Source organism: Bacillus sp. AK25 (assembly GCF_048270685.1).
In the GTDB taxonomy this organism is placed as follows: Bacteria; Bacillota; Bacilli; order Bacillales; family Bacillaceae; genus Bacillus; species Bacillus altitudinis.
In genome coordinates, this window is sequence record NZ_JBLUWC010000001.1 from 1975578 (window position 1) to 1995765 (window position 20188).

24 protein-coding genes are annotated in these 20188 nt (G+C 41.7%); 1 reads left to right on the top strand and 23 read right to left on the bottom strand.

The features are described 5' to 3' along the window. Positions 1 to 26 precede the first annotated feature (26 nt). The 17 genes from ACNO7B_RS10140 to ACNO7B_RS10220 all read right to left on the bottom strand — a co-directional run bounded on the left by ACNO7B_RS10140 (position 27) and on the right by ACNO7B_RS10220 (position 14982). Positions 27 to 536 carry a YpoC family protein gene (locus ACNO7B_RS10140; RefSeq protein WP_052320772.1) on the bottom strand — a complete coding sequence of 170 codons (510 nt, stop codon included), beginning with the start codon at positions 534 to 536 and terminating at the stop codon, positions 27 to 29. Further along, entirely contained in the window at positions 533 to 1195 is a 663-nt protein-coding gene (gene nth / locus ACNO7B_RS10145) for an endonuclease III (RefSeq protein ID WP_008344602.1), read from the bottom strand. Before nth ends, ACNO7B_RS10140 begins: the two co-directional genes overlap by 4 nt. A gap of 17 nt (positions 1196 to 1212) precedes the next feature. Then, on the bottom strand, positions 1213 to 1917 hold the full coding sequence (locus ACNO7B_RS10150; RefSeq protein ID WP_007500879.1) for a DnaD domain-containing protein: 705 nt from the start codon (positions 1915 to 1917) through the stop codon (positions 1213 to 1215). A 97-nt stretch (positions 1918 to 2014) separates the two neighbouring features. Beyond that, on the bottom strand, positions 2015 to 3307 hold the full coding sequence (gene asnS, locus ACNO7B_RS10155) for an asparagine--tRNA ligase (protein ID WP_029575479.1): 1293 nt from the start codon (positions 3305 to 3307) through the stop codon (positions 2015 to 2017). Positions 3308 to 3423: 116 nt separating this feature from the next. After that, positions 3424 to 3909 carry a cell wall elongation/penicillin-binding protein regulator TseB gene (tseB, locus tag ACNO7B_RS10160; RefSeq protein WP_007500889.1) on the bottom strand — a complete coding sequence of 162 codons (486 nt, stop codon included), beginning with the start codon at positions 3907 to 3909 and terminating at the stop codon, positions 3424 to 3426. 12 nt (positions 3910 to 3921) lie between these two features. After that, positions 3922 to 4092 (bottom strand): YpmA family protein, encoded by a 171-nt coding sequence (locus ACNO7B_RS10165; RefSeq protein WP_008344594.1) that lies wholly within the window; start codon positions 4090 to 4092, stop codon positions 3922 to 3924. Between the two features lie 132 nt (positions 4093 to 4224). After that, the gene (dinG, locus tag ACNO7B_RS10170; protein WP_417901480.1) at positions 4225 to 7017 is read right to left on the bottom strand and encodes an ATP-dependent DNA helicase DinG; all 2793 of its coding nucleotides are present in this window, start codon (positions 7015 to 7017) and stop codon (positions 4225 to 4227) included. A gap of 115 nt (positions 7018 to 7132) precedes the next feature. Beyond that, positions 7133 to 7516, bottom strand: coding sequence for an aspartate 1-decarboxylase (panD, locus tag ACNO7B_RS10175; protein WP_017359738.1), 384 nt, complete (start codon positions 7514 to 7516; stop codon positions 7133 to 7135). Then, the gene (gene panC / locus ACNO7B_RS10180) at positions 7509 to 8375 is read right to left on the bottom strand and encodes a pantoate--beta-alanine ligase (protein ID WP_060832414.1); all 867 of its coding nucleotides are present in this window, start codon (positions 8373 to 8375) and stop codon (positions 7509 to 7511) included. Before panC ends, panD begins: the two co-directional genes overlap by 8 nt. After that, complete coding sequence (panB, locus tag ACNO7B_RS10185) at positions 8372 to 9211, bottom strand: 3-methyl-2-oxobutanoate hydroxymethyltransferase (protein ID WP_076822129.1); 840 nt, start codon at positions 9209 to 9211, stop codon at positions 8372 to 8374. Before panB ends, panC begins: the two co-directional genes overlap by 4 nt. A gap of 199 nt (positions 9212 to 9410) precedes the next feature. After that, positions 9411 to 10394, bottom strand: a complete 984-nt coding sequence (locus ACNO7B_RS10190) for a biotin--[acetyl-CoA-carboxylase] ligase (protein ID WP_056704662.1) — start codon at positions 10392 to 10394, stop codon at positions 9411 to 9413. Next, positions 10367 to 11569: a CCA tRNA nucleotidyltransferase gene (locus ACNO7B_RS10195; protein WP_282900307.1), complete on the bottom strand. Its 1203-nt coding sequence runs from the start codon at positions 11567 to 11569 to the stop codon at positions 10367 to 10369. The genes ACNO7B_RS10190 and ACNO7B_RS10195 overlap by 28 nt, the downstream gene beginning before the upstream one ends. Continuing rightward, positions 11562 to 12707 (bottom strand): N-acetyl-alpha-D-glucosaminyl L-malate synthase BshA, encoded by a 1146-nt coding sequence (gene bshA / locus ACNO7B_RS10200; RefSeq protein WP_008344584.1) that lies wholly within the window; start codon positions 12705 to 12707, stop codon positions 11562 to 11564. The genes ACNO7B_RS10195 and bshA overlap by 8 nt, the downstream gene beginning before the upstream one ends. A gap of 2 nt (positions 12708 to 12709) precedes the next feature. After that, a complete protein-coding gene (bshB1, locus tag ACNO7B_RS10205; protein ID WP_282900306.1) occupies positions 12710 to 13414 on the bottom strand; it encodes a bacillithiol biosynthesis deacetylase BshB1 in 705 nt (234 codons plus the stop codon). Next, on the bottom strand, positions 13401 to 13820 hold the full coding sequence (mgsA, locus tag ACNO7B_RS10210) for a methylglyoxal synthase (RefSeq protein ID WP_008344580.1): 420 nt from the start codon (positions 13818 to 13820) through the stop codon (positions 13401 to 13403). The genes bshB1 and mgsA overlap by 14 nt, the downstream gene beginning before the upstream one ends. Before the next feature lie 17 nt (positions 13821 to 13837). Next, positions 13838 to 14641, bottom strand: coding sequence for a 4-hydroxy-tetrahydrodipicolinate reductase (dapB, locus tag ACNO7B_RS10215; protein WP_017359745.1), 804 nt, complete (start codon positions 14639 to 14641; stop codon positions 13838 to 13840). Between the two features lie 5 nt (positions 14642 to 14646). After that, entirely contained in the window at positions 14647 to 14982 is a 336-nt protein-coding gene (locus tag ACNO7B_RS10220; protein ID WP_008344575.1) for a nucleotide pyrophosphohydrolase, read from the bottom strand. A gap of 137 nt (positions 14983 to 15119) precedes the next feature. Here ACNO7B_RS10220 and ACNO7B_RS10225 point away from each other — a divergent pair, with 137 nt between their 5' ends. Beyond that, the gene (locus tag ACNO7B_RS10225) at positions 15120 to 15992 is read left to right on the top strand and encodes a YitT family protein (protein WP_003215598.1); all 873 of its coding nucleotides are present in this window, start codon (positions 15120 to 15122) and stop codon (positions 15990 to 15992) included. Between the two features lie 30 nt (positions 15993 to 16022). On the opposite strand, the gene ypjB is transcribed toward ACNO7B_RS10225, so the two are convergent. From ypjB to ACNO7B_RS10255, 6 genes are all read right to left on the bottom strand, one after another. Beyond that, complete coding sequence (gene ypjB / locus ACNO7B_RS10230; RefSeq protein ID WP_008344572.1) at positions 16023 to 16829, bottom strand: sporulation protein YpjB; 807 nt, start codon at positions 16827 to 16829, stop codon at positions 16023 to 16025. Positions 16830 to 16894: 65 nt separating this feature from the next. Further along, entirely contained in the window at positions 16895 to 17488 is a 594-nt protein-coding gene (locus ACNO7B_RS10235; protein ID WP_025207541.1) for a DUF1405 domain-containing protein, read from the bottom strand. Between the two features lie 102 nt (positions 17489 to 17590). Further along, the gene (locus ACNO7B_RS10240) at positions 17591 to 18358 is read right to left on the bottom strand and encodes a menaquinol-cytochrome c reductase cytochrome b/c subunit (RefSeq protein WP_008344567.1); all 768 of its coding nucleotides are present in this window, start codon (positions 18356 to 18358) and stop codon (positions 17591 to 17593) included. A gap of 41 nt (positions 18359 to 18399) precedes the next feature. Next, a complete protein-coding gene (gene qcrB, locus ACNO7B_RS10245) occupies positions 18400 to 19074 on the bottom strand; it encodes a menaquinol-cytochrome c reductase cytochrome b subunit (protein ID WP_003215804.1) in 675 nt (224 codons plus the stop codon). Positions 19075 to 19076: 2 nt separating this feature from the next. Further along, positions 19077 to 19583 (bottom strand): ubiquinol-cytochrome c reductase iron-sulfur subunit, encoded by a 507-nt coding sequence (locus tag ACNO7B_RS10250; RefSeq protein WP_007500911.1) that lies wholly within the window; start codon positions 19581 to 19583, stop codon positions 19077 to 19079. Positions 19584 to 19727: 144 nt separating this feature from the next. After that, positions 19728 to 20174, bottom strand: a complete 447-nt coding sequence (locus ACNO7B_RS10255; protein ID WP_007500913.1) for a YpiF family protein — start codon at positions 20172 to 20174, stop codon at positions 19728 to 19730. Positions 20175 to 20188 lie beyond the last annotated feature (14 nt).

The window sequence follows — 20188 nt, forward strand, 5'->3', positions numbered from 1 at the left end:
ACTTGCCCTATGTGGCAAGTGCTTTTTTAACGATTTTGTTTTAACTTTCTGAGTGCTTCGTATTTTCCATACTGCTTTTTGAGCTCTGTGTATAACTCGTCCAATTGAATAAAGCAATGATATTGAGTAGGTTTAAGCAAAATAAACTCTAATCGTTCTGTCCAGTTAATGGGAGCTACTGGAAACGTCTGTTGTTTAATTTCCTCCCAATCAACGGTTTGAAGCTTCTCTCCTTTGATCCAGTAAAACATTGCAATCATACTGACAATGCCTTGCAGCATATCATCCTCTTCACACCGAGATTTTCTCGTTTGAAAGCGAGGAAGCATGTTGTCTTTTAATTCATTCCACAGATCAAACATCAAAGGAACAAATTCTTCTGTTTTCTGCCAAGGTTGCTCATCTAGTAAAGGTTCTGAAGATAGATCAAATGCGAGTGGATTGATTCTTAATATATCCTTTTTTTCGCCGCTGATCTCTACCTTTTTCTCTTTTAGCTTTTGGACATATGAGGTGAAAACAGCTGCTCCGCTCATGCCAGCTTCACCAGCCCTTTTTTCAGCCTCTTCTGCCCTTCTCTGCACATATCAAGAAGTGGACAAGATTCACACTGTGGCCGCTGCGCCTTACAGTGATATCTGCCGAAAAAGATAAGACGATGATGGGTCACGGACCAATCCTCTTTTGGCACCTTCTTCATTAAGGTTTGCTCTACCTCAAGAACAGAATCCTTCCAGCGGCAAATCCCAAGTCGTTTGCTGACACGCTCGACATGTGTATCTACTGCAATGGCGGGAATTCCAAAAGCGACAGACACAACGACATTTGCTGTTTTCCGTCCAACCCCTGGGAGCTTGATTAGCTCATCTCGATCTCTTGGCACTTCACCGCCATAATCTTCAATCAGCATTTGGCTTAATTTTTGAATGTTTTTTGCCTTATTACGATAAAGACCGATCGAACGAATATCCTGCTGCAACTCTTCAAGCGGCACACTTAAATAGTCTTCTGGTGTTTTATATTTTTGAAATAGATGTTTGGTCACTTTGTTCACTAGAACATCTGTACATTGCGCTGAAAGTGCGACAGCAATCACTAGTTCAAATGGATTGGAATGAACAAGCTCACACTCAGCCTCTGGAAACATATCTCCTATAATATCTAAACATTCATTGATTTGTTTTTTTGATAACATGCCTTCTCCTTTATTGGTTATTGTTCCAGCCAATTATAAAAAGGAACTTGTCGTTTATATGAAGATGTTTCTTCTTTTGAAGGTGGGGCTTTTTGCTGCGAACGGAAATGCTGGCTATGCTCTTTCGCTTCTTCCGCTGTTTTCAGCCCTTTCTTTTTCCACTCAAACAATATTCGATCGATATAGCGAAAATTTAATTTTCCGGATAAAACGGCTTCTCTTAGAGCAAGACGAATCATCTCAGCATCATGATGGTCTTGGTCCATCCAGATCGAGAGTGTTTCCCCTTCAAGAGGAGAAAGTGGTCTGCCAAACTCATCTTCAAATAGCGCATATAAAGACTTTTCAGCCTGCACATGATTCTTTTGCAGGTCTTTCGCCTGTTTTGCTTCTAAAAAGTCATACAGCACACCCCATAAGGGTTCTACCGAGTACCGGTCATGCTGAATACCAGACCTGTCTTCAAACGGCTGGATCGAAATAAACCCTTTTTGAATCAAATACTGCACCATATAAGCACATTCTTCGGCCGAAATGGTCATACCATGTGAAAGCTCTTCAAATGTCTGAAAAAAGACGCCTTGTTCTTCATTCATTTTAATCTTTAACATGACCATCATTTGCGATTCATTCAGTCCTAATTGCTCATAATGGGCAATCAGCAAATTAGGCAAACTGGTCGAACCCATTTTCTGCATATCTATAAATTGCTGCCTTTTCATCGGATACACCTCTTCACTTTCAGTATATCACGTTTTCTCATACGTGCTGCCCTTAAGACGTTTGAAAAAGCCTCCATATGTTGGAGGCTTTCACGTCTTAAGGATATAAACGGTTTAATAATCTTGGGAATGGAATTGTTTCACGCACATGCGGCGCTCCGCTAATCCAAGCAACTGTTCGCTCAAGTCCAAGACCAAAACCTGAATGTGGTACAGAACCATACTGTCTTAATTCTGTGTACCATTTGTACGTTTCTTGATCTAATCCATGTTCTTTTAGTCTTGCTTCAAGCAGATCTAAATCATGAACACGTTCAGAACCGCCGATAATCTCGCCATAGCCTTCTGGCGCAATTAAATCTGCACAAAGGACGACATCATCACGGTCTGGTGCAGGCTGCATATAAAATGGTTTTAATGAGGTTGGGTAATGAGTGATAAAGACTGGTTTATCATAGCTTTCGGCGATCGCTGTTTCATGCGGCGCACCGAAGTCATCTCCCCATTCGATGTCATCAAATCCTTTATCCTGCAAGAATTTAATCGCTTCATCATATGTGATGCGCGGGAATGGTGCTTTGATGTTTTCTAATTTTGCTGTATCACGGCCAAGTGTGTGCAGTTCTACTTTACAGTTTTCAAGTACACTTTGAACAACGTGAGACACATAATTTTCTTGGTACTCAAGGTTCTCATTAAATTCAACAAATGCCATCTCAGGCTCGATCATCCAGAACTCGATTAAATGACGTTTTGTTTTCGATTTTTCTGCTCTAAATGTTGGACCAAATGAGAATACTTTTCCGAGTGCCATTGCAGCAGCTTCCATGTAAAGCTGTCCACTTTGAGAAAGGTATGCATCTTCATCAAAATATTTAGTAGCAAACAGCTCTGTTGTTCCTTCTGGAGCACTTCCTGTTAAGATTGGCGGATCCACTTTCACGAAACCTTCTTGATGGAAAAACTCATATGTAGCACGAATAATTTCATTACGGATTTTCATAATGGCATGCTGTTTTTTAGAACGCAGCCATAAATGACGGTGATCCATTAAGAATTCTGTTCCATGTTCTTTTGGTGTAATTGGGTAATCTGTTGCTTCGTGAATCACTTCAATGGATTTCACTTGTAATTCAAAACCAAGTGGTGAACGCTCATCTTTTGTTACTTGTCCTGTGACATAGACCGATGTCTCTTGTGTCACTGATTTCGCAAGCTTAAAGACTTCCTCTTCCACCTCTGCTTTTACAACGACTCCTTGAATAAAGCCTGTCCCGTCGCGAAGCTGCAAGAATGCAATTTTCCCGCTTGAACGTTTATTGGCAATCCATGCGCCGATTATTACTTCTTCATCGACGTGTTTAAACACTTGATTAATAGTTGTTTTCAACATATTTCCCTCCAAAGCCAGAAAGAAACTCACCTTGTTAAATAGGTGTGATTCTTTTTTCATACATTTTATTATAACCGTTCTAAATCAGCATGGTCAACGCAAGACAGAAGAAACTACGGTGTTAAATTTTTTTCCACTCGTCCTGTCGTAAAATCAACATAGCTGAAACTATATTGGTTGTTCTCATTTAAGTACGTTACTTCCCAAAGGAGGACGTCACCTTCTCGTGCTAATTGAACATTTTTTAGCTTAGAAATGGTGTTCTCCTTTTGAACGGCTTGTACTGCTTGGTTTGAAGTAATGCCTTCTTTAGCTTTTTTAGCAATGACTTTTTCTTTTTTGCTGGCAGGTACCCACACATAGATCGCTTCGTTTTGTTTGTTTTTACCTTCCACAATAAATTGCTTTTCTTTCCCAACAAAGGTATCCACTTGCTCTACTTGTGCTAATGATGCTTGCTTTTTTGCTCGTTCAATCGCTGCCTCATGACCTTCTTCTTTTTGACCCATGGCCATTTGATAAATCCACGAAAAGCTAATGATGCCAATGAGTAAAACGAGCGCAGCAACGGATGAAATAATCCAAACTATTTTTTTCATGTCAAGCTTCCCCTATGTGCGATATATGGTAAATATCGCTTGATTTTGATCTTCTTGATCTAATGCTAATCCAAACATAAGATCTTCCCTTTTAAGCGTTCTGTTCAGCAAATCGACGATTTTGTATAGGTCTTCTGAATGCTTAATTTGAACAGTTGAAAGTACCTCTATTTTACTTTCCACTTCTAATTCCTCCTCGGTACGTAAATATTGTTAGTCATACTTTTCAATGTGAGAACCGATACTATTTTTACAACGGAACATAAAAAGCCGTTACGATAAATTAACTCCAAACCCACACCAGTGAAAGGCCGCTTATGACAGCGGCTTTTCGTTGTTAAGCTTTTCTATATACGCCTCAAGCGACTCTTTGGACATCTCGTGAACTGGCGCATGATGAAGTGATTCTAAAAATAGTTTTCCATACGAAGCGGTTTTCACTCGGCGGTCTAAAATCAGCAATGTTCCGATGTCTTTTTCCGAGCGCAGCAAGCGGCCGGCTCCTTGCTTAAAAGTTAACACAGCTTCCGGGAGAGCGACGGCTTTAAACGGATTCTTCCCCTGTTTTTTTGCCGCTTCGCATTTTGCTTCAATGAGCGGTGAATCAGGCGGTCGGAAAGGAAGCCTTGCCATAATGACGGTCGTTAGCTCTGAGCCAGGAAAATCCACACCTTCCCAGAAAGTCCCTGTTCCTAGCAAGATGGCTTGCTTCGCCAATTTGAACATTTTTGTCAATTTTACAGGGCTCCCGCCTGTCAAACCTTGAGCAAACAAGGCCGATTGCATACCTTCTGATTTCAGCTCTTCATACACTGCTTTTAACATCTCATGTGAATTAAATAACACCAATATTTTCGCTTGATCCTGCTTTTCCATGATCTTAATATATGTTGCAGCTTGCTTCACATAATCGCGTTCATCACGGTTTGTGATCGGCGGCATGTCAGCCGGTACAACGACCTTAAGCTGTTTTTCAAGTTCAAAAGGTGAATCAATTTGGACAAGGTGTGGGTAAAAATCTTGCAGGCCAAAACGTTCCAAGCAATAATCAAAGCGTTGATTGATGGTAAGCGTCCCTGATGTGAGGACAACGCTTTTTTTGTTCATGAAGAACCGATCAGCTAGCAGCTCCCCTGTATCTAGCGGCTGCGCGTGCATAAAGACAGCATTCTTGGCACCCTTTGCATCAATCTCAATCCAAACGGTTTCATCATTGTTTGGTTCAAAGATAAACCGGTACAGCGTACTGCAGAATGTCTGCATAAACGACATCACTTGATCGTATTCTTCTGCTTCAAATGCAAACTGATCTATGAACTGATCACTTTTGTGAAGCAGCTCATTTTTTTGCTGCTCATACAGTTTCTCACAAGCAATCAATAATGAACAAAGCTTACTCGCTGATTCTTTAATTCGGACCCACTGAGCATGTTTTGAATGATGACGGACTCTATGAATGAGACGATTGATGTCCGCTTTTGGTTTTGTCCTTTTGACAAAAGAATGTACGGTACTAAAAAATGCGTCACTTTCCATCTGAAGCTGCTGAAGATACTCGTCCATTTCAATAAAGGTGTCAGTTGATAAACCTGCCCCATGAAATCTCTTTTTCAATTTCTTAAGCAGCCCGCCATGCAAAGAGCCAAGCTGCGTTAATTTCGCATGAAGCTGGATATAAGACGCACTGTCACCTAGCGTTTCATTGGCTGTTTTTTCAAATTGGTGGGCCTCATCAATCACATAGACGTCTGCATCCTGAAAGATAGAAGCTCCTTCCGTTTGGGATAAAAGCAGACGGTGATTCGTCAAAATTAAATCAGCGGTTTGAGCCTTTCGTTTAGCCCGTTCATAAAAACAATGTTCTTTAAAACGGCGTTTTTTCGATGTAAATGGCATGTGCACACAAGAGATACGGTCTTTTATATTTGCAGCTCCTGACGGTAAATTCAGTTCAGACAAATCACCTGTTTCAGTGACCAGAAGCCACATTAAAATTTGCGCTTTTGTTAAGACAACATCATAGTTATCATCTTCCTCATGCAGGACATGCTCAAACTTATCTAAACAAATATAATGTGCCCGCCCTTTAAACACACAGGCGGCTGGCTCAAATGGGAGCAACTGCTTGAGCAACGGAACATCGCGCTGAAGCAGTTGCTGCTGCAGTAAAATAGAATATGTACTGATAATGACAGGTTTTCCTGATTTCTTTGCTTCTAAAGCAGCTGGTATAAGATAAGCGAGTGTTTTCCCGATTCCTGGCGCCGCTTCAATTAACGCATAAGCTCTTTCATGGAACGCATCTCTTACTTTGTTCATCATCGTGAGCTGGCCTTCTCTTACTTCATAGCCTTCTAATGTTTGAGGGAGTTTCTCTTTTATCTCCTCAAACAGCTGCTCGTCGTCAACGCCTACTGCATATGTCGATTCAGTGATAGGATTGGTCACATCTTTCACAGCAAAAGATCCTACTTCTACAAGCGAATCATCCTGACTCGTGTGATTGGTTTCAAGCTGCTTAATTAAAAGTCCTATATCACTTAGAAGATAAGAGGATAATCTGCGCAGCTGTTTTAACACATTTGGCGGTGTATTCCTTAATTGATGTAATAAGGTTAAAAATAACATGGCAGTAACTTCCGCATCACTATCCGCTCTGTGCGGGTGGTCATGTGGAAGCATGAGCTCTTCGCTTAATTCAGTTAACTTATAACCTTCAAGCTCAGGATAAAGAATTCTAGAAATTTCAACCGTATCAATCGCTAGCACATCCAGCTCATTTTTCCCGCATGCTTTTAGTTCATCGTTTAAAAAGTTCAAATCAAAATGAACATTGTGCGCAACAAAATAAGCGCCCTGTATGAGATCATACACCTCTTGGGCAATGTCCTCAAAAAACACCGCGTCATCAACCATGTGCTGTTTAATACCTGTCAGCTGTTCAATAAATCCAGGAATCGTTTTCCCTGGGTTCACATATTTTGAATACCGTTCGACAATTTGTCCATTTTCAATGACCACCGCAGCAATTTGAATGATTTTATCACCTTTTTTTGGTGAATTCCCGGTGGTTTCAATATCAACGACAACAAACCTTTGATCGGTCATAAAATGGACACCTCAATTCCTCGTTCCACTCATAGTGAAACACACTCTGGGCAATATAGCTGAAACAGAACAGCTTCCTTATGATGAAACTGTTCTGTTTCCATGTGAGCGTGCGTTATAAAATCGTTCTCGCAGGCTCTTGCCCAATCATTTGTTCAATTTGATTTTGTTTATTTAACACGACCACTTTAGGTGTGTGCGATTTCGCTTCTTCCTCTGACAACATCCCATAAGCGATAATAATGACTTCATCTCCTGGCTGAACCAATCTTGCTGCCGCACCATTTAAACAAATGACACCGCTCTTTCTTTCTCCAGGGATAATATATGTTTCAAGTCTAGCACCATTGTGATTATTGACAATTTGCACTTTCTCATTTGCCATCATGCCTGCCGCATCAAGCAAATCTTCGTCGATGGTAATACTACCTACATAGTGTAAGTTTGCTTCAGTCACTGTCGCTTTATGAAGTTTCGAGGTCATAAAAGTTCTATACATGTTTTTCACCGCTTTCAGGAACATGGAAAATCACATTATCAATCAATCTTGCCCGGGAGAACTTCACAGCAATGGCAATGATCACTTGCCCCGTTAAGTGCTGAAGGGGTTCAAGCTCTGGATAGGAGTAAATGTCAATATAATCGATTTCCCCACTCGTTTGAAGAATCTCCTCTTCCACTAATTGATAAATACGATTTACATCATGTTCACCCTTTTCTACAGCTGTCTGTCCTTTTTTTAATGCCCGGTATAAAGCAGGTGCTTCTTGCCTTTCTGTTTCAGACAAATACACGTTTCTTGAACTTTTCGCTAAACCGTCTTCTTCTCGAACAGTAGGAACAGACACAAGGTGAAGATCAAAAAAGAAATCCTTGATCATCGCATCGATAACAGCGACTTGCTGTGCATCCTTTAGACCAAAGTATACATTGGTTGGTGCGACAAGGTGAAACAGCTTTGTCAGCACCGTGACAACGCCGTCGAAGTGTCCTGGGCGTTTCTTCCCGCATAAGACGTCTGTACGCTTTTGAACAGTCATCGTAATCGATGGCTCATCTTTGTACATTTCCTTCACATCAGGTGTAAATAATATATCTACTCCAGTTTCTTTGGCAAGACGCTGGTCTCTTTCCATATCTCTTGGATAGGATTCAAAGTCTTCATTCGGTCCAAATTGCAATGGATTGACAAAGATGCTCATCACTACGATGTCATTTTGATCTCTTGCTTCTTTTGCAAGCGTAAGATGTCCTTCATGAAGGAAACCCATTGTAGGGACAAATCCAATGGAATGCTGCTTCTTTTGATGCTGCTTGATCATGTCTTTTAGTTCATGAATATGGGAGACAACCTTCATTCCTTGATCCCCCCATATAAACCATCAAGGACTTCTTCTTTCATATGAAAGGTATGAACATCCTCTGGGAATGTGCGTGCTTTTACTTCTTTTGTATATTGTATGAGCGCTTCTTCTAATACAGCATCGATTTGCGCGTATTGTTTCACAAATTTAGGTGTTCTAGACACACCGTACCCTACCACATCATGGTAAACAAGAACTTGTCCATCTGCTTCAGCCCCTGCCCCAATTCCGATCACAGGAATCTTTAGCATGTCAGTAATCCGTTTTGTCAGTTCACCAGGTACACACTCTAACACAAGAGCGATGGCACCTGCTTCCTCACATTTCAGACTATCTTCAATCAACTTCTGTGCACTCTCTTTGTCTTTTCCTTGCACTTTATAGCCGCCAAGGACACCGACTGATTGAGGGGTGAGCCCTAAATGGCTTACAACAGGAATACCGCCTCTTGTAAGTGCTTGGATGGATTCAAATACTCCGTCTCCACCTTCAAGCTTTAAGGCATCAGCACCGCTTTCTTGCATAATGCGTGCTGCATTTTTCATCGTTTCTTCTAATGAATAATGATAAGACATAAATGGCATATCCGTCACAACAAATGTGTCTTTTGCGCCTCTTTTGACTGCTTTTGTGTGATGAATCATATCATCCATCGTCACTTGCACTGTGGAATCAAGTCCAAGGACAACCATCCCAAGTGAGTCACCAACTAAGATCATGTCGACTTCCGCTTTTTCCGCTTGCTTTGCAGCTGGATAGTCGTATGCTGTCAGCATCACAATAGGTTCGTTTTGTTCTTTCATTTTGAAAAAATCTAACTTTGTCTTCATTTGTTCCTCCTCATTCTGGAGAGGAGATGGCTTGTCTGATCTCACACGTTTTTATCTCTCATGTGCAGACGAATCATCCCTCTGTCCAAGTCCCTTAGGATCAAGGCAGAAATTTATCGAATTTTTCTTCCTAACAGGTACAGTTCTTTTTCAGATACTGCCCACACGAAGTATATCAAAAATGTGCCGGGTGTTCCACTTAAGTTGACTTGATCTCAATGTCAGCGGAGTAGATGTTTTGGATTCCGCCCTCCGTTTCGAGTAAGAGAACGCCTTCATCGTTAATCCCAAGCGCCGTTCCAGCATATTGTCCATTGACGGTGCGTGCGATGATACGTTTTCCAATGGTCATCGCATACGATTCCCATAATTGTTTGATCGGAGCAAAACCATATGTCATATATTCATCATACCTTTTTTCAAAGGTGGACATGATGGTTTGAATCAGTGCCGCTCTGTCTACCTTTTGACCAAGCTCCATTCGCAAACTCGTCGCAACATCCTTTAATTCTTCAGGAAAATCATTTGCCGTCTGATTCACGTTAATGCCTGGGCCAATAATGACTGCGTGAACTTGGTCAGCTTCTGCTTTTAATTCAGTCAAAATACCAACGACCTTTTTTCCGTTTAGCAAAATATCGTTTGGCCATTTGATCGATGGACTGAGACCCGTTTGCTGCGCTATGGCTTCAGCGATCGCGACAGATGCTAAAAGCGTCATTTGCGGCGCTTTGTGCAGCGGTATTTCTGGCCGGAGAATCAAACTCATCCATATGCCTGTCCCATTTGGTGAGTGCCACGTTCTTTGAAGGCGTCCTTTTCCGTTTGTCTGATGATCACTGACAACAAGCGAGCCGTGCGGGGCTCCTTTATTGACGAGGTCATGGGCAATGAGCTGAGTTGAGGCGACTTCTTCTTGAAAGTAAATATGCCTGCCAAACAGCTCTGTTTCCAAACCAAACAGAATTTCGTCTTCACTAATTTTGTCCGGTTTACGAAGCAGCCGGTATCCTTTTCTTCTGACCGCTTCGACCTCATATCCCTCTTTTCGCAAATCCTCTATATGCTTCCATACCGCCGTTCGGGAGCAGCCCAGCTCATCACATATTTGCTGGCTTGAGACAAAATCTTGCTCAGATGCTGTAAATAGTTCAATTAATCGTTTTCTAATCGCTGATCGCACGCTATGAGCCACTCCTCTATGGCTTCTTTTCGGTTTTCAAGCTGGTTTTGCAAAACGGCTTTTTTTACAGAAGCAAGCTCTTCTGCAATCCATTTACCAGCTGGCTTTTGCCGAAAGGCCATCAAATCTTTTCCTGACACTGCAAGGTCTTGAAGCTGTTTAATCGGCAGAGCATCATATGAACGTTTCGCCGCCTCCAGCTCATCAAAGAAAATGCGGCGCTCATGTTTGAGCTGCGTGATTTTCATACTAGAAAGCAGGACATGTTCACCAGCTTCAAACATTTTTTCCGCATCCCAGTCACAATCAACATATTTGCTAATGGCAACGGCTTCTTTTAAAAGTTTCGTTGATAACTTCCATTCTTTTAAAAAGGACACCGCCTCCGCCTCATCTAGACCAAGTAAATGGATAAAGGCTCCCCACACCTCATCTAACCCATCCAATAAATAATACGGGAAAGCTTGGAACGTTTCATTCAGCTGATCCTTTTTGAGGCCAGGCAATTCTTCATACAATTTGGTGGAGATGAGCACCTTGATGGCTTGCTCACAGTAGCGTCCTTTTAAAAGTTTTTCCATTTCGATCTTTTTGCGTTCAACTGATATATTAGCAAGCAGATGTTTATCTTTTTTCATTGCTTCTTCCGTCTCTTTAGAAAGCTCAAACCCGAGCTGGCTTAAAAACCGCACCGCTCTCATCATCCGAAGCGCATCTTCTTGAAAGCGGCATGCAGGATCTCCAACCGTTTGAATTCGTCTTCGCTTAATATCCCGCTTGCCGCCTACATGGTCAATGATGTCACCATGAATATCCATGGCCACTGCATTGATCGTTAAATCTCTTCTTAAAAGATCTTCTTTTAGTGATGAAATAAACGCCACTTCTTTAGGCCGGCGAAAGTCTTCATATTCTGATTCAGTCCGAAACGTAGTGACCTCATAGCTGACCCCGTCAAGTAACACAATAACAGTGCCATGCTCTTTGCCGACATCTACTGTTTTATCAAATAAAGACTCCACCACATCAGGTGTGGCATCTGTCGCAATATCGATATCCCCAATTTCCCTGCCTAAAAGGACATCTCTCACCGCACCGCCGACAAAATAAGCTTGATACCCATGTTCGTGCAGCGTATATAAAATAGGGATCGCATGTGTGAATGGTTCATTCATCTTCAACATCACCTTCGATCAATTCTAAGTAAAGCTCTTCATACTCTCTCACAATTTTGTCAGAAGAGAAATTGGCTTCAACACTAGACTTGGCTGCCATCGATATTTGCTGATGGAGCGCATTGTCTTTCAGAATAGTGATGGCATGTTTTGCTGCTCCATCTACATCACCAAGCGGAACAAGGAATCCTGTCTCTCCATGTGCAATCACCTCTGGAATTCCTCCAACGTCTGTTCCTATACAAGGTACTCCGCATGCCATTGCTTCAAGTAGTACAAGACCAAAACTCTCTTTCTCAGAAAGCAGCAGCTTCAAATCACTAATCGAATAGAGCTCCTCCACTTTCTCTTGCTTGCCTAAAAATAACACGCGGTCCGTTAATCCAAGCTTTTTCACAAGCTCGCAAACAACCGATTTTTCAGGGCCGTCCCCAATCAGTAGCAGTTTTGCATTCACCTGTTCAGAAATCTGTTTAAACACATGGATCACGTCATGCACCCGCTTCACTTTACGGAAATTTGATACATGAATGACGACCTTCTCATCCTGCAGAAGACCATAATGCGTCTTCAGCACTTCGTGATCTTCACGCAAATATACGCGCTCATCGACGAAATTATGGATCGTATCAATTTTTTTATTCGGTTTAATCAGATCATATGTCTGCGCAGCCAATGAATGTGATACAGCCGTTACGCGGTCAGATGATTCGATCGCAAACCGGATGACTTCCTTTAAAGATGGGTCATAGCCTAAAACCGTAATATCCGTCCCGTGAAGCGTGGTGACGACTTTGACAGACTGTCCAGTCATTTGCTTAGCTAAGAACGCACAGACGGCGTGAGGGACCGCATAATGCGCATGAATAATATCAAGCTTCTCTCGTTTTGCCACTTCTGCGAGTTTACTTGCCAGTGCAAGGTCATAAGGCGGATATTGAAACACAGCATATTGATTGACATCCACCTCATGAAAATAAATATTCGGATACACTTTATTGAGTCTAAACGGAATACTCGAGGTAATGAAATGAACATCGTGCCCTTTTTCAGCTAAACGTTTTCCAAGCTCTGTGGCAATAATGCCCGAACCGCCAACACTCGGATAACAAGTGATTCCGATCTTCAATTTTTTCATAATTACCCCCCAAGTAAGTCATCGTCCATCAAAAGTGGCTTCTTTGTCAGAAACCCTTCTGCAAAAGGTTTATTGACTTCCCTTCCATACATCGACTCTCTCATTTTGACAAAATCAATATAACCATTTACAAGCGGTGTCTCCACTGAACTCTCTGTTTTGACAAATTGGCTTTTATACGCATGTAAGCTATCAATTTTTTGGTTCATCTCGTCTGAAATATCGATCACAAAATCTGGACGATGGTGGCCATTAATCATGTAATAATACATCTGGCTTATTTTATGCGCTTGCTGCTTGTATGAATCTTCAAATTTATGTATACCTGCAGAAAAAGCGGCCTCTTCTACAAGTGAACCCGCATGACCATGATCAGGATGTCGATCTTGGTGGTGCGGGGCAAAAATAAGTTTTGGTTTATATGTTCGGATGACACCTGCAATTTCTTTCATCGCTTTGTCATTCAGATAAAGTCCTCTATCTGGCAGCGTGAGCTGGATTCGAGTCGTGACGCCTAAAATGGCAGCGGCTGCTCTGGCCTCTTCTTTTCGGCTTTCAACCGTTCCGTTTGAAGATAATTCAGCCTGGGTCAAGTCACAAATCCCAACACGTGCCCCTTTTTTTACGTATTTTGCAATCGTTCCACCCATACCGATCTCTACATCATCGCTATGGGCACCGAATGCAAGGATATCAAGTGGTTTCATGTGTTCCTCCGTTTTTTGCTACATCTCGAAAATCAAACGTACCTTTATTTAAATTCCTGACTAAAATTTCGGCAGTCCCCATATTGGTCGCTAATGGAATGGCATACACATCGCAAAGCCGGATGAGTGCAGATACATCCGGTTCATGCGGTTGTGCAGTGAGAGGGTCTCTAAAAAAGAGCACAAGATCCATTGCATTATCAGCAATCATGGCACCAATCTGTTGATCCCCTCCAAGTGGTCCTGATTGGAAACGATGAACGGGAAGCCCAGTCGCTTCTTTCACTCTTAAACCTGTTGTTCCTGTTGCATAAAGTGTATGATCGGCCAAAAGATCTCGATACGCAATGGCGAATTGAATCATGTCACTTTTTTTCTTATCGTGAGCGATTAAAGCAATGTTCATCAGGGGTCCACTCCTTATTAGTCGATAATATTTTCTAAGCCATAGACGAGTTGATCAATGTGCATCACCTGTTCAACAGAAAGCTTCACACCTGACATAAAGGATGCACGGTTATAAGAATCATGACGGATCGTGAGCGTCTGTCCGTCCATTCCAAACAGCACTTCTTGATGTGCAATCATGCCTGGAAGTCTTACGCTGTGAAGGCGGATGCCATCATAATCTGCTCCTCGTGCACCTTCGATTAGTTCTTTTTCTTCAGGGTGCCCCTGCTTTTTGCTTTCTCTTACTTCAGCAATCATTTCAGCCGTTTTTAATCCTGTACCGCTCGGAGCGTCCAATTTTTTATCATGATGAAGCTCAATGATTTCAACATCAGGAAAATAATTCGCTGCCATTTTGGCAAACTTCATCATTAAAACAGCACCAACAGCAAAGTTAGGCGCAATAATACAGCCTATCCCTTTTTCTTCTGTTAATTGCTGAAGTTCTTTTAGGTCGTCTTCTGAAAAACCTGTTGTGCCTACGACTGGACGTACGCCATGTTCAAGGGCTTTTTTTGTATGTACTTTCCCGATTTCTGGGGTCGTCAAATCAATTAATACATCCGGTGCTGTTTCTGAAAGACACACGTCAATATCCGTATAAATGGGCGCATCAGATGTTGTATGAAGCACATCAGATAGCTTTTTCCCCTCATGTGTGTGATCAAGTGCTGCTACCAGTTCAAAATGGCTTGTTTCTTCTGCCAGCTTGACAGCCTCTATCCCCATTCTTCCTCTTGCTCCAGCGATTACGACTTTGATGGTTTGATTCGTCATCTTCTCTACTTCCCTTCTTTTTTCGTCCAGCGGTCTTTGTCTCTTGTATTGAATTTATGCATCACACGATCATGGGCTTCTTCAAGTGATATATTGAGTGAATTGGCAAGGCATGTTAACACAAACAGCACATCGCCAATTTCTTCTTCCATGCTTTTTTCTGTTTCAGTTGTTTTTTTCGGCTTTTCTCCATAGTAATGGTTAACCTCTCTTGCCAGCTCACCTAATTCTTCTGTCAGACGGGCCATCATGGCAAGCGGGCTGAAATAGCCTTCTTTAAATTGTCCTATGTAATCATCTACTTCTTGCTGCACGTGACGCAGCGTTTTTTCATTCGTCATGAAGCTCATCCTCCTATCCATCTCTTACATGTTAGCGAAATCATAAATATTTGACAAATGTTTAAAACTCAGTTTGCTTGTTTCTCTTCCATACCATATAATATTATCGCTGTCTAAGCAAAAAAAGGAGTGATCTTTTGCTAAAAGAAATTCGTCTTAAAAATATCGTGTTTATTTTAATAGGATCTGCGATTTTTTCTTTCGGCCTTGTTCATTTTAATATGCAGAACAACTTGGCGGAAGGCGGATTTACAGGTATCACACTGCTTTTATATTTTCTATTTCACATTGACCCATCTATTTCAAACCTTGTGTTAAACATTCCGATCTTTTTTATCGGCTGGAAAATGCTTGGCAGAACCATGTTTACATATACAATTGTCGGAACCGTCAGTCTTTCTGTCTTTCTAGCCATCTTCCAGCGCTTTCAAATACATATGCCTCTTCAGCACGATTTAGCCTTAGCCGCACTCTTTGCAGGTGTGTTTATCGGAACAGGCCTCGGAATCATCTTTAAATTCGGCGGGACAACAGGCGGCGTGGACATTATTGCAAGACTGATCAACAAACATTATCAAGTCGCAATGGGAAGAACGATGTTTATCTTCGACGCGTGCGTCATTACCATCTCTCTCACCTATTTAAATTACAAAGAAGCCATGTATACACTTGTTGCCGTATTTGTTGCTGCAAAAGTCATCGACTTCATGCAAGAAGGCGCTTACGCTGCCAAAGGAGCGATGATTATTTCTGAAAAGGATGACATCATTCAAAAGAAAATCACAGAGGAAATGGAGCGCGGAGTGACCATTTTAAAGGGTGTCGGCTCCTATACGAAACAGGAACGCAACGTTCTTTACTGCGTCGTTCCAAAAAATGAGCTTGTCCACCTTAAGAGTGTCGTAACTTCCGTCGATCCTCATGCCTTTGTATCAGTGAGTGACGTGCATGACGTACTTGGTGAAGGCTTCACATTAGATGAACATAAAAAGCCGCTCAATCCCCACTAAAAAAGAAGCCCGATAACGGTGCTTCTTTTTTTATGACTTTGGATAATCGGCTTGTCGCTTTTGCTTTTTTTCTTTTTCAGCACGGTATTTCCTAAACCCAACATACGTTAAAGTGAGTAAAATCATACTTCCTGTTGTTAAAATGACCCATAAAAGCGATGGATCTGCTTCATCTTGATCAACGTTCGCAAACACACTTGATAAATCTTCTTCAAGTTTCGTGAGACGCTCAAGCTTTGTCCCACTCGATGCTTTTAAAAATTCACCTTGTTCAATTACTTCCATGTGCTGCTTAATCGTTTGCAGCTTTTCAGGCGAGATATCAATGGTTAAACTCGGATAAATCATATCATACAATGAAACCAGCTCATTCCAAGTTTCATAAAACGTCGTCGATTCTGGATCTTTTACTTCTTTCTTTAATGTCGGAAAAGACCCCATAATCGGCTTCTCGAGAGATCCCCAAAGAGGTTCTGAATTTGATTGTATCGCATCGAGAAGCATTCTAAACTGAGAGGCATACCGAAGTTTTTCGCGCTCATTTAAGTCTTCCTGCGGGAGTCCTTTAATGATATCTTGATAGCCAAGTGTAATTTGCCGAACCTGCGTATTCGTCAAAGTTCCGCGCCAATTCTCAGCTTTAAATGTCTTTTCAGCATACAATGCAACTTGTAATGCCTCATCATATTTAGCTTGTCTCGTTAATTGAAAGATTGAATCTGATAGTTCCGTTAATTCTTGCAGCGCTTTAGCAGCTGTTGTTTCCTCACCTTTTGCAGCAGCTGGATGCAAGACAAGAAATAATAATAGAATCATCGCGATTGACTTTCGTTTCATGCAAGTCCCTCCTAGCCTTTCTCCATACAGCGTATGAAGAAAAGGACAAGGTTAGACCAACATTGTTAAGGGAGTTCAAGCTTGACCGATTTTTTCGAGAGGACAAGATAATACGAAACAAGAAGAACGGCCATACTTAACCAAAACGTCACGTAGCCGATCTCATTTGAATAGGCAGAAAGCATAGAATAACGCGGCATCATTCCAAATACATAATCAATCACATCATTATGTAAAATCCATATGCCTGCTACAACCAAATGACGCATGTGAAAACGATAATACGGCGCAAATAACACAGCCTGTACCGCCATCGCAAAGTGCGAACCAATTAGCATATATCCTTCCCACGGAAAATCATCAACAGAAACGAGCACGAAAAGATTCATCCCTACAGCCCATAATCCATATTTAATCAAAGTGACAAGGGCCAGTGCTTCAAAATAAGGAGCATGGCGTTTCATTAGAAAGGCTAGTAATACAAATAAAAAGAAAAAGCTTGCCGTCGGACTGTCCGGTACAAAAGGTAAAAAGACAGCCGGCGTCTCAACGAGCTGCGGGATATACCAGTAGTAGCCGTACACAGTACCAAGAAAGTTGACAATGAGCACGAGCAAAAGCATGTAGCGTGTGGCTAGCAGATATTGAATCCATCTCATATTTCTCTTCACTCACGATCTGTTAAAATCAGAAAAAAGCTGACAGCGCCAGCTTTTTTCTCCTTTTGAGTATATCCTTGTACTTGCATTTAAACAACTGAATTATTTAGATTTGACCTCAGATAAATATTTCGAGAGCTTTTCAAGTTCTTCATCGCTGCCTTTAAAAATGCCCTTAGGCATGTTGCCTTTTCCTTCTACAGCGATTTTCGCAATTTCCTCTGGTGCTAAACCATTGTCAACAAGTGACGGTCCAGCTGCCCCGCCTTGCATATTATCTCCGTGACAGGAGATACATGTCTGCTCTTGATAGATTTTATACTCTTCAGCTGAGGTATCAATCTCTGCTTCTTTCTTGATTTCACCTTGCTTCGCAGCTGCTTCCCAGTCATGAGTAGCAACAGACTCCCATGTTAAATAGGTTGCTGCACCAACTGCAAGAATCATCATCCCAACTGCAATTGGTCTTCGATATGGCCTGCGTTCAGGACCAGAATCAAGAAATGGTGCGAGTAAAAGAGCACCAAACGCAATTCCAGGCATAATCATTGCGCCAACTACCGTATAGCTCCCTGCAGCAAACTCATATTTTAACAACTGGTACAAAAATAGGAAATACCAGTCTGGCAGCGGAATATAGCCCGTATCTGTCGGATCAGCCATCCGCTCAAGCGGAGGTGCATGAACAACAGTTAGGACAAGAAATCCAATTAAAAAAACAGCACCTACAAGCCATTCCTTTAAAAGAAAGTTCGGCCAAAAGGCTTCGGTTTTTCCCGGATATTCGGAATAGTCTTTAGGTATGTTAGGTTTTCTTTCTGCCGGTATTCTGGAATCTCCGACAAACTTCATCCCTTTTCCCCTATGCAAAGTCATCCCCTCCTCATTGAACATTCATCAAACGCAAAATTTTACAGCGGTCCAGAAATTCCTTGCTTACGAATCATAATAAAGTGGGCAGCCATCAGCCCAAATAATGCCGCTGGCAAGAAAAAGACATGGATAGCGAAAAATCTCGTCAGCGTTTGTGCACCTACAATGTCAGGATGACCTGCAAGCAGCGTTTTAATCTCTTTCCCAATGAAAGGTGTCGCCTCTGCAATTTGAAGACCAACCTTCGTCGCAAATAGCGCCTTCATATCCCACGGTAAAAGATATCCTGTAAAACCAAGTCCAAGCATCACAAAGAAAATGAGCACACCGACAATCCAGTTTAGCTCTCTAGGCTTTTTATACGCCCCTTGGAAAAAGACCCTCAGCGTATGTAAAAACATCATAACAATGACTAGACTCGCACCCCAGTGGTGCATCCCTCTTACAATCTGTCCGAATGCCACTTCATTTTGCAAATAATAGACAGATTCCCATGCGTTTTTAATATCCGGTACATAATACATCGTTAAAAACATGCCCGAAAGGACTTGAATGACCGTCACAAAAAACGTTAAACCGCCAAAACAATACACAAAAGCAGAGAAATGATGTGCTGGATTGACGTGCTCAGGCACTTCATGATCCGCAATGTCTCTCCATATCGGTGTGATGTCCAGCCGCTCATCTACCCAATCGTAAATCTTGTTAAGCATCGTTACCCTTCCCCTTTCGGCACAGCTTTTCCAAGATAGAGGTATCCGTCCTTCACTTGCTGCTTATAATGATCAAGCGGTGCAAGCGGTGGAGTTCCGGGTACGTTTGTACCATCCTTGTCGTACAGCCCATAATGGCATGGGCAGAAAAATTTGTTTGGATTTTTCGGATCACTGTTCCAGTTCACTGTACATCCCAAATGTTTACAGATTGGCGATAAAGCGACAATTTCATCCCCTTCTTTGTACACCCATGCAGACCTAGATTCCTTTGACTCATACCATGCATCTACTTGATCAATTTTAAAGTCAAAGCGCTTCGGTTCTTTTGTCAGTTCATCTACACTGACAACTTGAACCATATCCTGATCCTCTGTTCCTTTTAGCACAGGGTCAAGCGCAAAGCGAACCATAGGCATGAGCATTCCAGCGGCCATAAATCCCCCCACGCCGGTCAACGTGTAATTCAAAAATTGACGCCTGGACACTCCATGTCTCTTCTCGCTCATTTTTTTCTCCCCCCCTCAGGTCGTCAGCTACTTTATAACTGAATTAGAAAAAATTTCATAAAACTAGGACACCCTCATAATATATCAATCTATTCACAAGGTCAACAGCCTAAAAAGCTATGTACAATGCAAATGTAAGGGTTTTTATGAAGGGTTCCATTTTTGTAACAAAAAGTTCAAAATTTGTTCTACACTGTCTTGAATGACTTTTTGCTTTAAATTGACCTTTAAATGCTCAAGCGGAACAGACTGCAATATAAATGCCGATTCGCTCACTTCTAGCTGTTCTTTCCATTTGTTATCAGATGTGATAAACACAACATGCTGAAAATGTTCTTGCAATGATTGTTTTACTGCAAGTATGTCTTCTTGCTTACGATGATTTACTTCTAAATATGTATGTGGAGGAAAAAGAAACACTCTGCCTTTCAGTTGCCTTTCAAGATCCTCTGCCACAAGCATTGTAAACTCACCTAAAGACACGGTTTGTTTGATATGGCTTGCATCTATCCCAACTAATGGAATGATAGCGGTATCAATGTAATCTTTAGATTGTAAAAAGAGATCCGCGTCCTCCGCCTGAAACTTCATCTAGTTCCCCTCTT

Coding starts and splice junctions, on each gene's coding strand:
- ACNO7B_RS10140 (WP_052320772.1), bottom strand. CDS start 536: ATGAGCGGAGCAGCTGTTTTCACCTCATATGTCCAAAAGCTAAAAGAG.
- nth (WP_008344602.1), bottom strand. CDS start 1,195: ATGTTATCAAAAAAACAAATCAATGAATGTTTAGATATTATAGGAGAT.
- ACNO7B_RS10150 (WP_007500879.1), bottom strand. CDS start 1,917: ATGAAAAGGCAGCAATTTATAGATATGCAGAAAATGGGTTCGACCAGT.
- tseB (WP_007500889.1), bottom strand. CDS start 3,909: ATGAAAAAAATAGTTTGGATTATTTCATCCGTTGCTGCGCTCGTTTTA.
- dinG (WP_417901480.1), bottom strand. CDS start 7,017: ATGACCGATCAAAGGTTTGTTGTCGTTGATATTGAAACCACCGGGAAT.
- panD (WP_017359738.1), bottom strand. CDS start 7,516: ATGTATAGAACTTTTATGACCTCGAAACTTCATAAAGCGACAGTGACT.
- panC (WP_060832414.1), bottom strand. CDS start 8,375: ATGAAGGTTGTCTCCCATATTCATGAACTAAAAGACATGATCAAGCAG.
- panB (WP_076822129.1), bottom strand. CDS start 9,211: ATGAAGACAAAGTTAGATTTTTTCAAAATGAAAGAACAAAACGAACCT.
- ACNO7B_RS10195 (WP_282900307.1), bottom strand. CDS start 11,569: ATGAATGAACCATTCACACATGCGATCCCTATTTTATATACGCTGCAC.
- bshA (WP_008344584.1), bottom strand. CDS start 12,707: ATGAAAAAATTGAAGATCGGAATCACTTGTTATCCGAGTGTTGGCGGT.
- bshB1 (WP_282900306.1), bottom strand. CDS start 13,414: ATGAAACCACTTGATATCCTTGCATTCGGTGCCCATAGCGATGATGTA.
- mgsA (WP_008344580.1), bottom strand. CDS start 13,820: ATGAACATTGCTTTAATCGCTCACGATAAGAAAAAAAGTGACATGATT.
- dapB (WP_017359745.1), bottom strand. CDS start 14,641: ATGACGAATCAAACCATCAAAGTCGTAATCGCTGGAGCAAGAGGAAGA.
- ACNO7B_RS10220 (WP_008344575.1), bottom strand. CDS start 14,982: ATGACGAATGAAAAAACGCTGCGTCACGTGCAGCAAGAAGTAGATGAT.
- ypjB (WP_008344572.1), bottom strand. CDS start 16,829: ATGAAACGAAAGTCAATCGCGATGATTCTATTATTATTTCTTGTCTTG.
- ACNO7B_RS10235 (WP_025207541.1), bottom strand. CDS start 17,488: ATGAGATGGATTCAATATCTGCTAGCCACACGCTACATGCTTTTGCTC.
- qcrB (WP_003215804.1), bottom strand. CDS start 19,074: ATGCTTAACAAGATTTACGATTGGGTAGATGAGCGGCTGGACATCACA.
- ACNO7B_RS10250 (WP_007500911.1), bottom strand. CDS start 19,583: ATGAGCGAGAAGAGACATGGAGTGTCCAGGCGTCAATTTTTGAATTAC.
- ACNO7B_RS10255 (WP_007500913.1), bottom strand. CDS start 20,174: ATGAAGTTTCAGGCGGAGGACGCGGATCTCTTTTTACAATCTAAAGAT.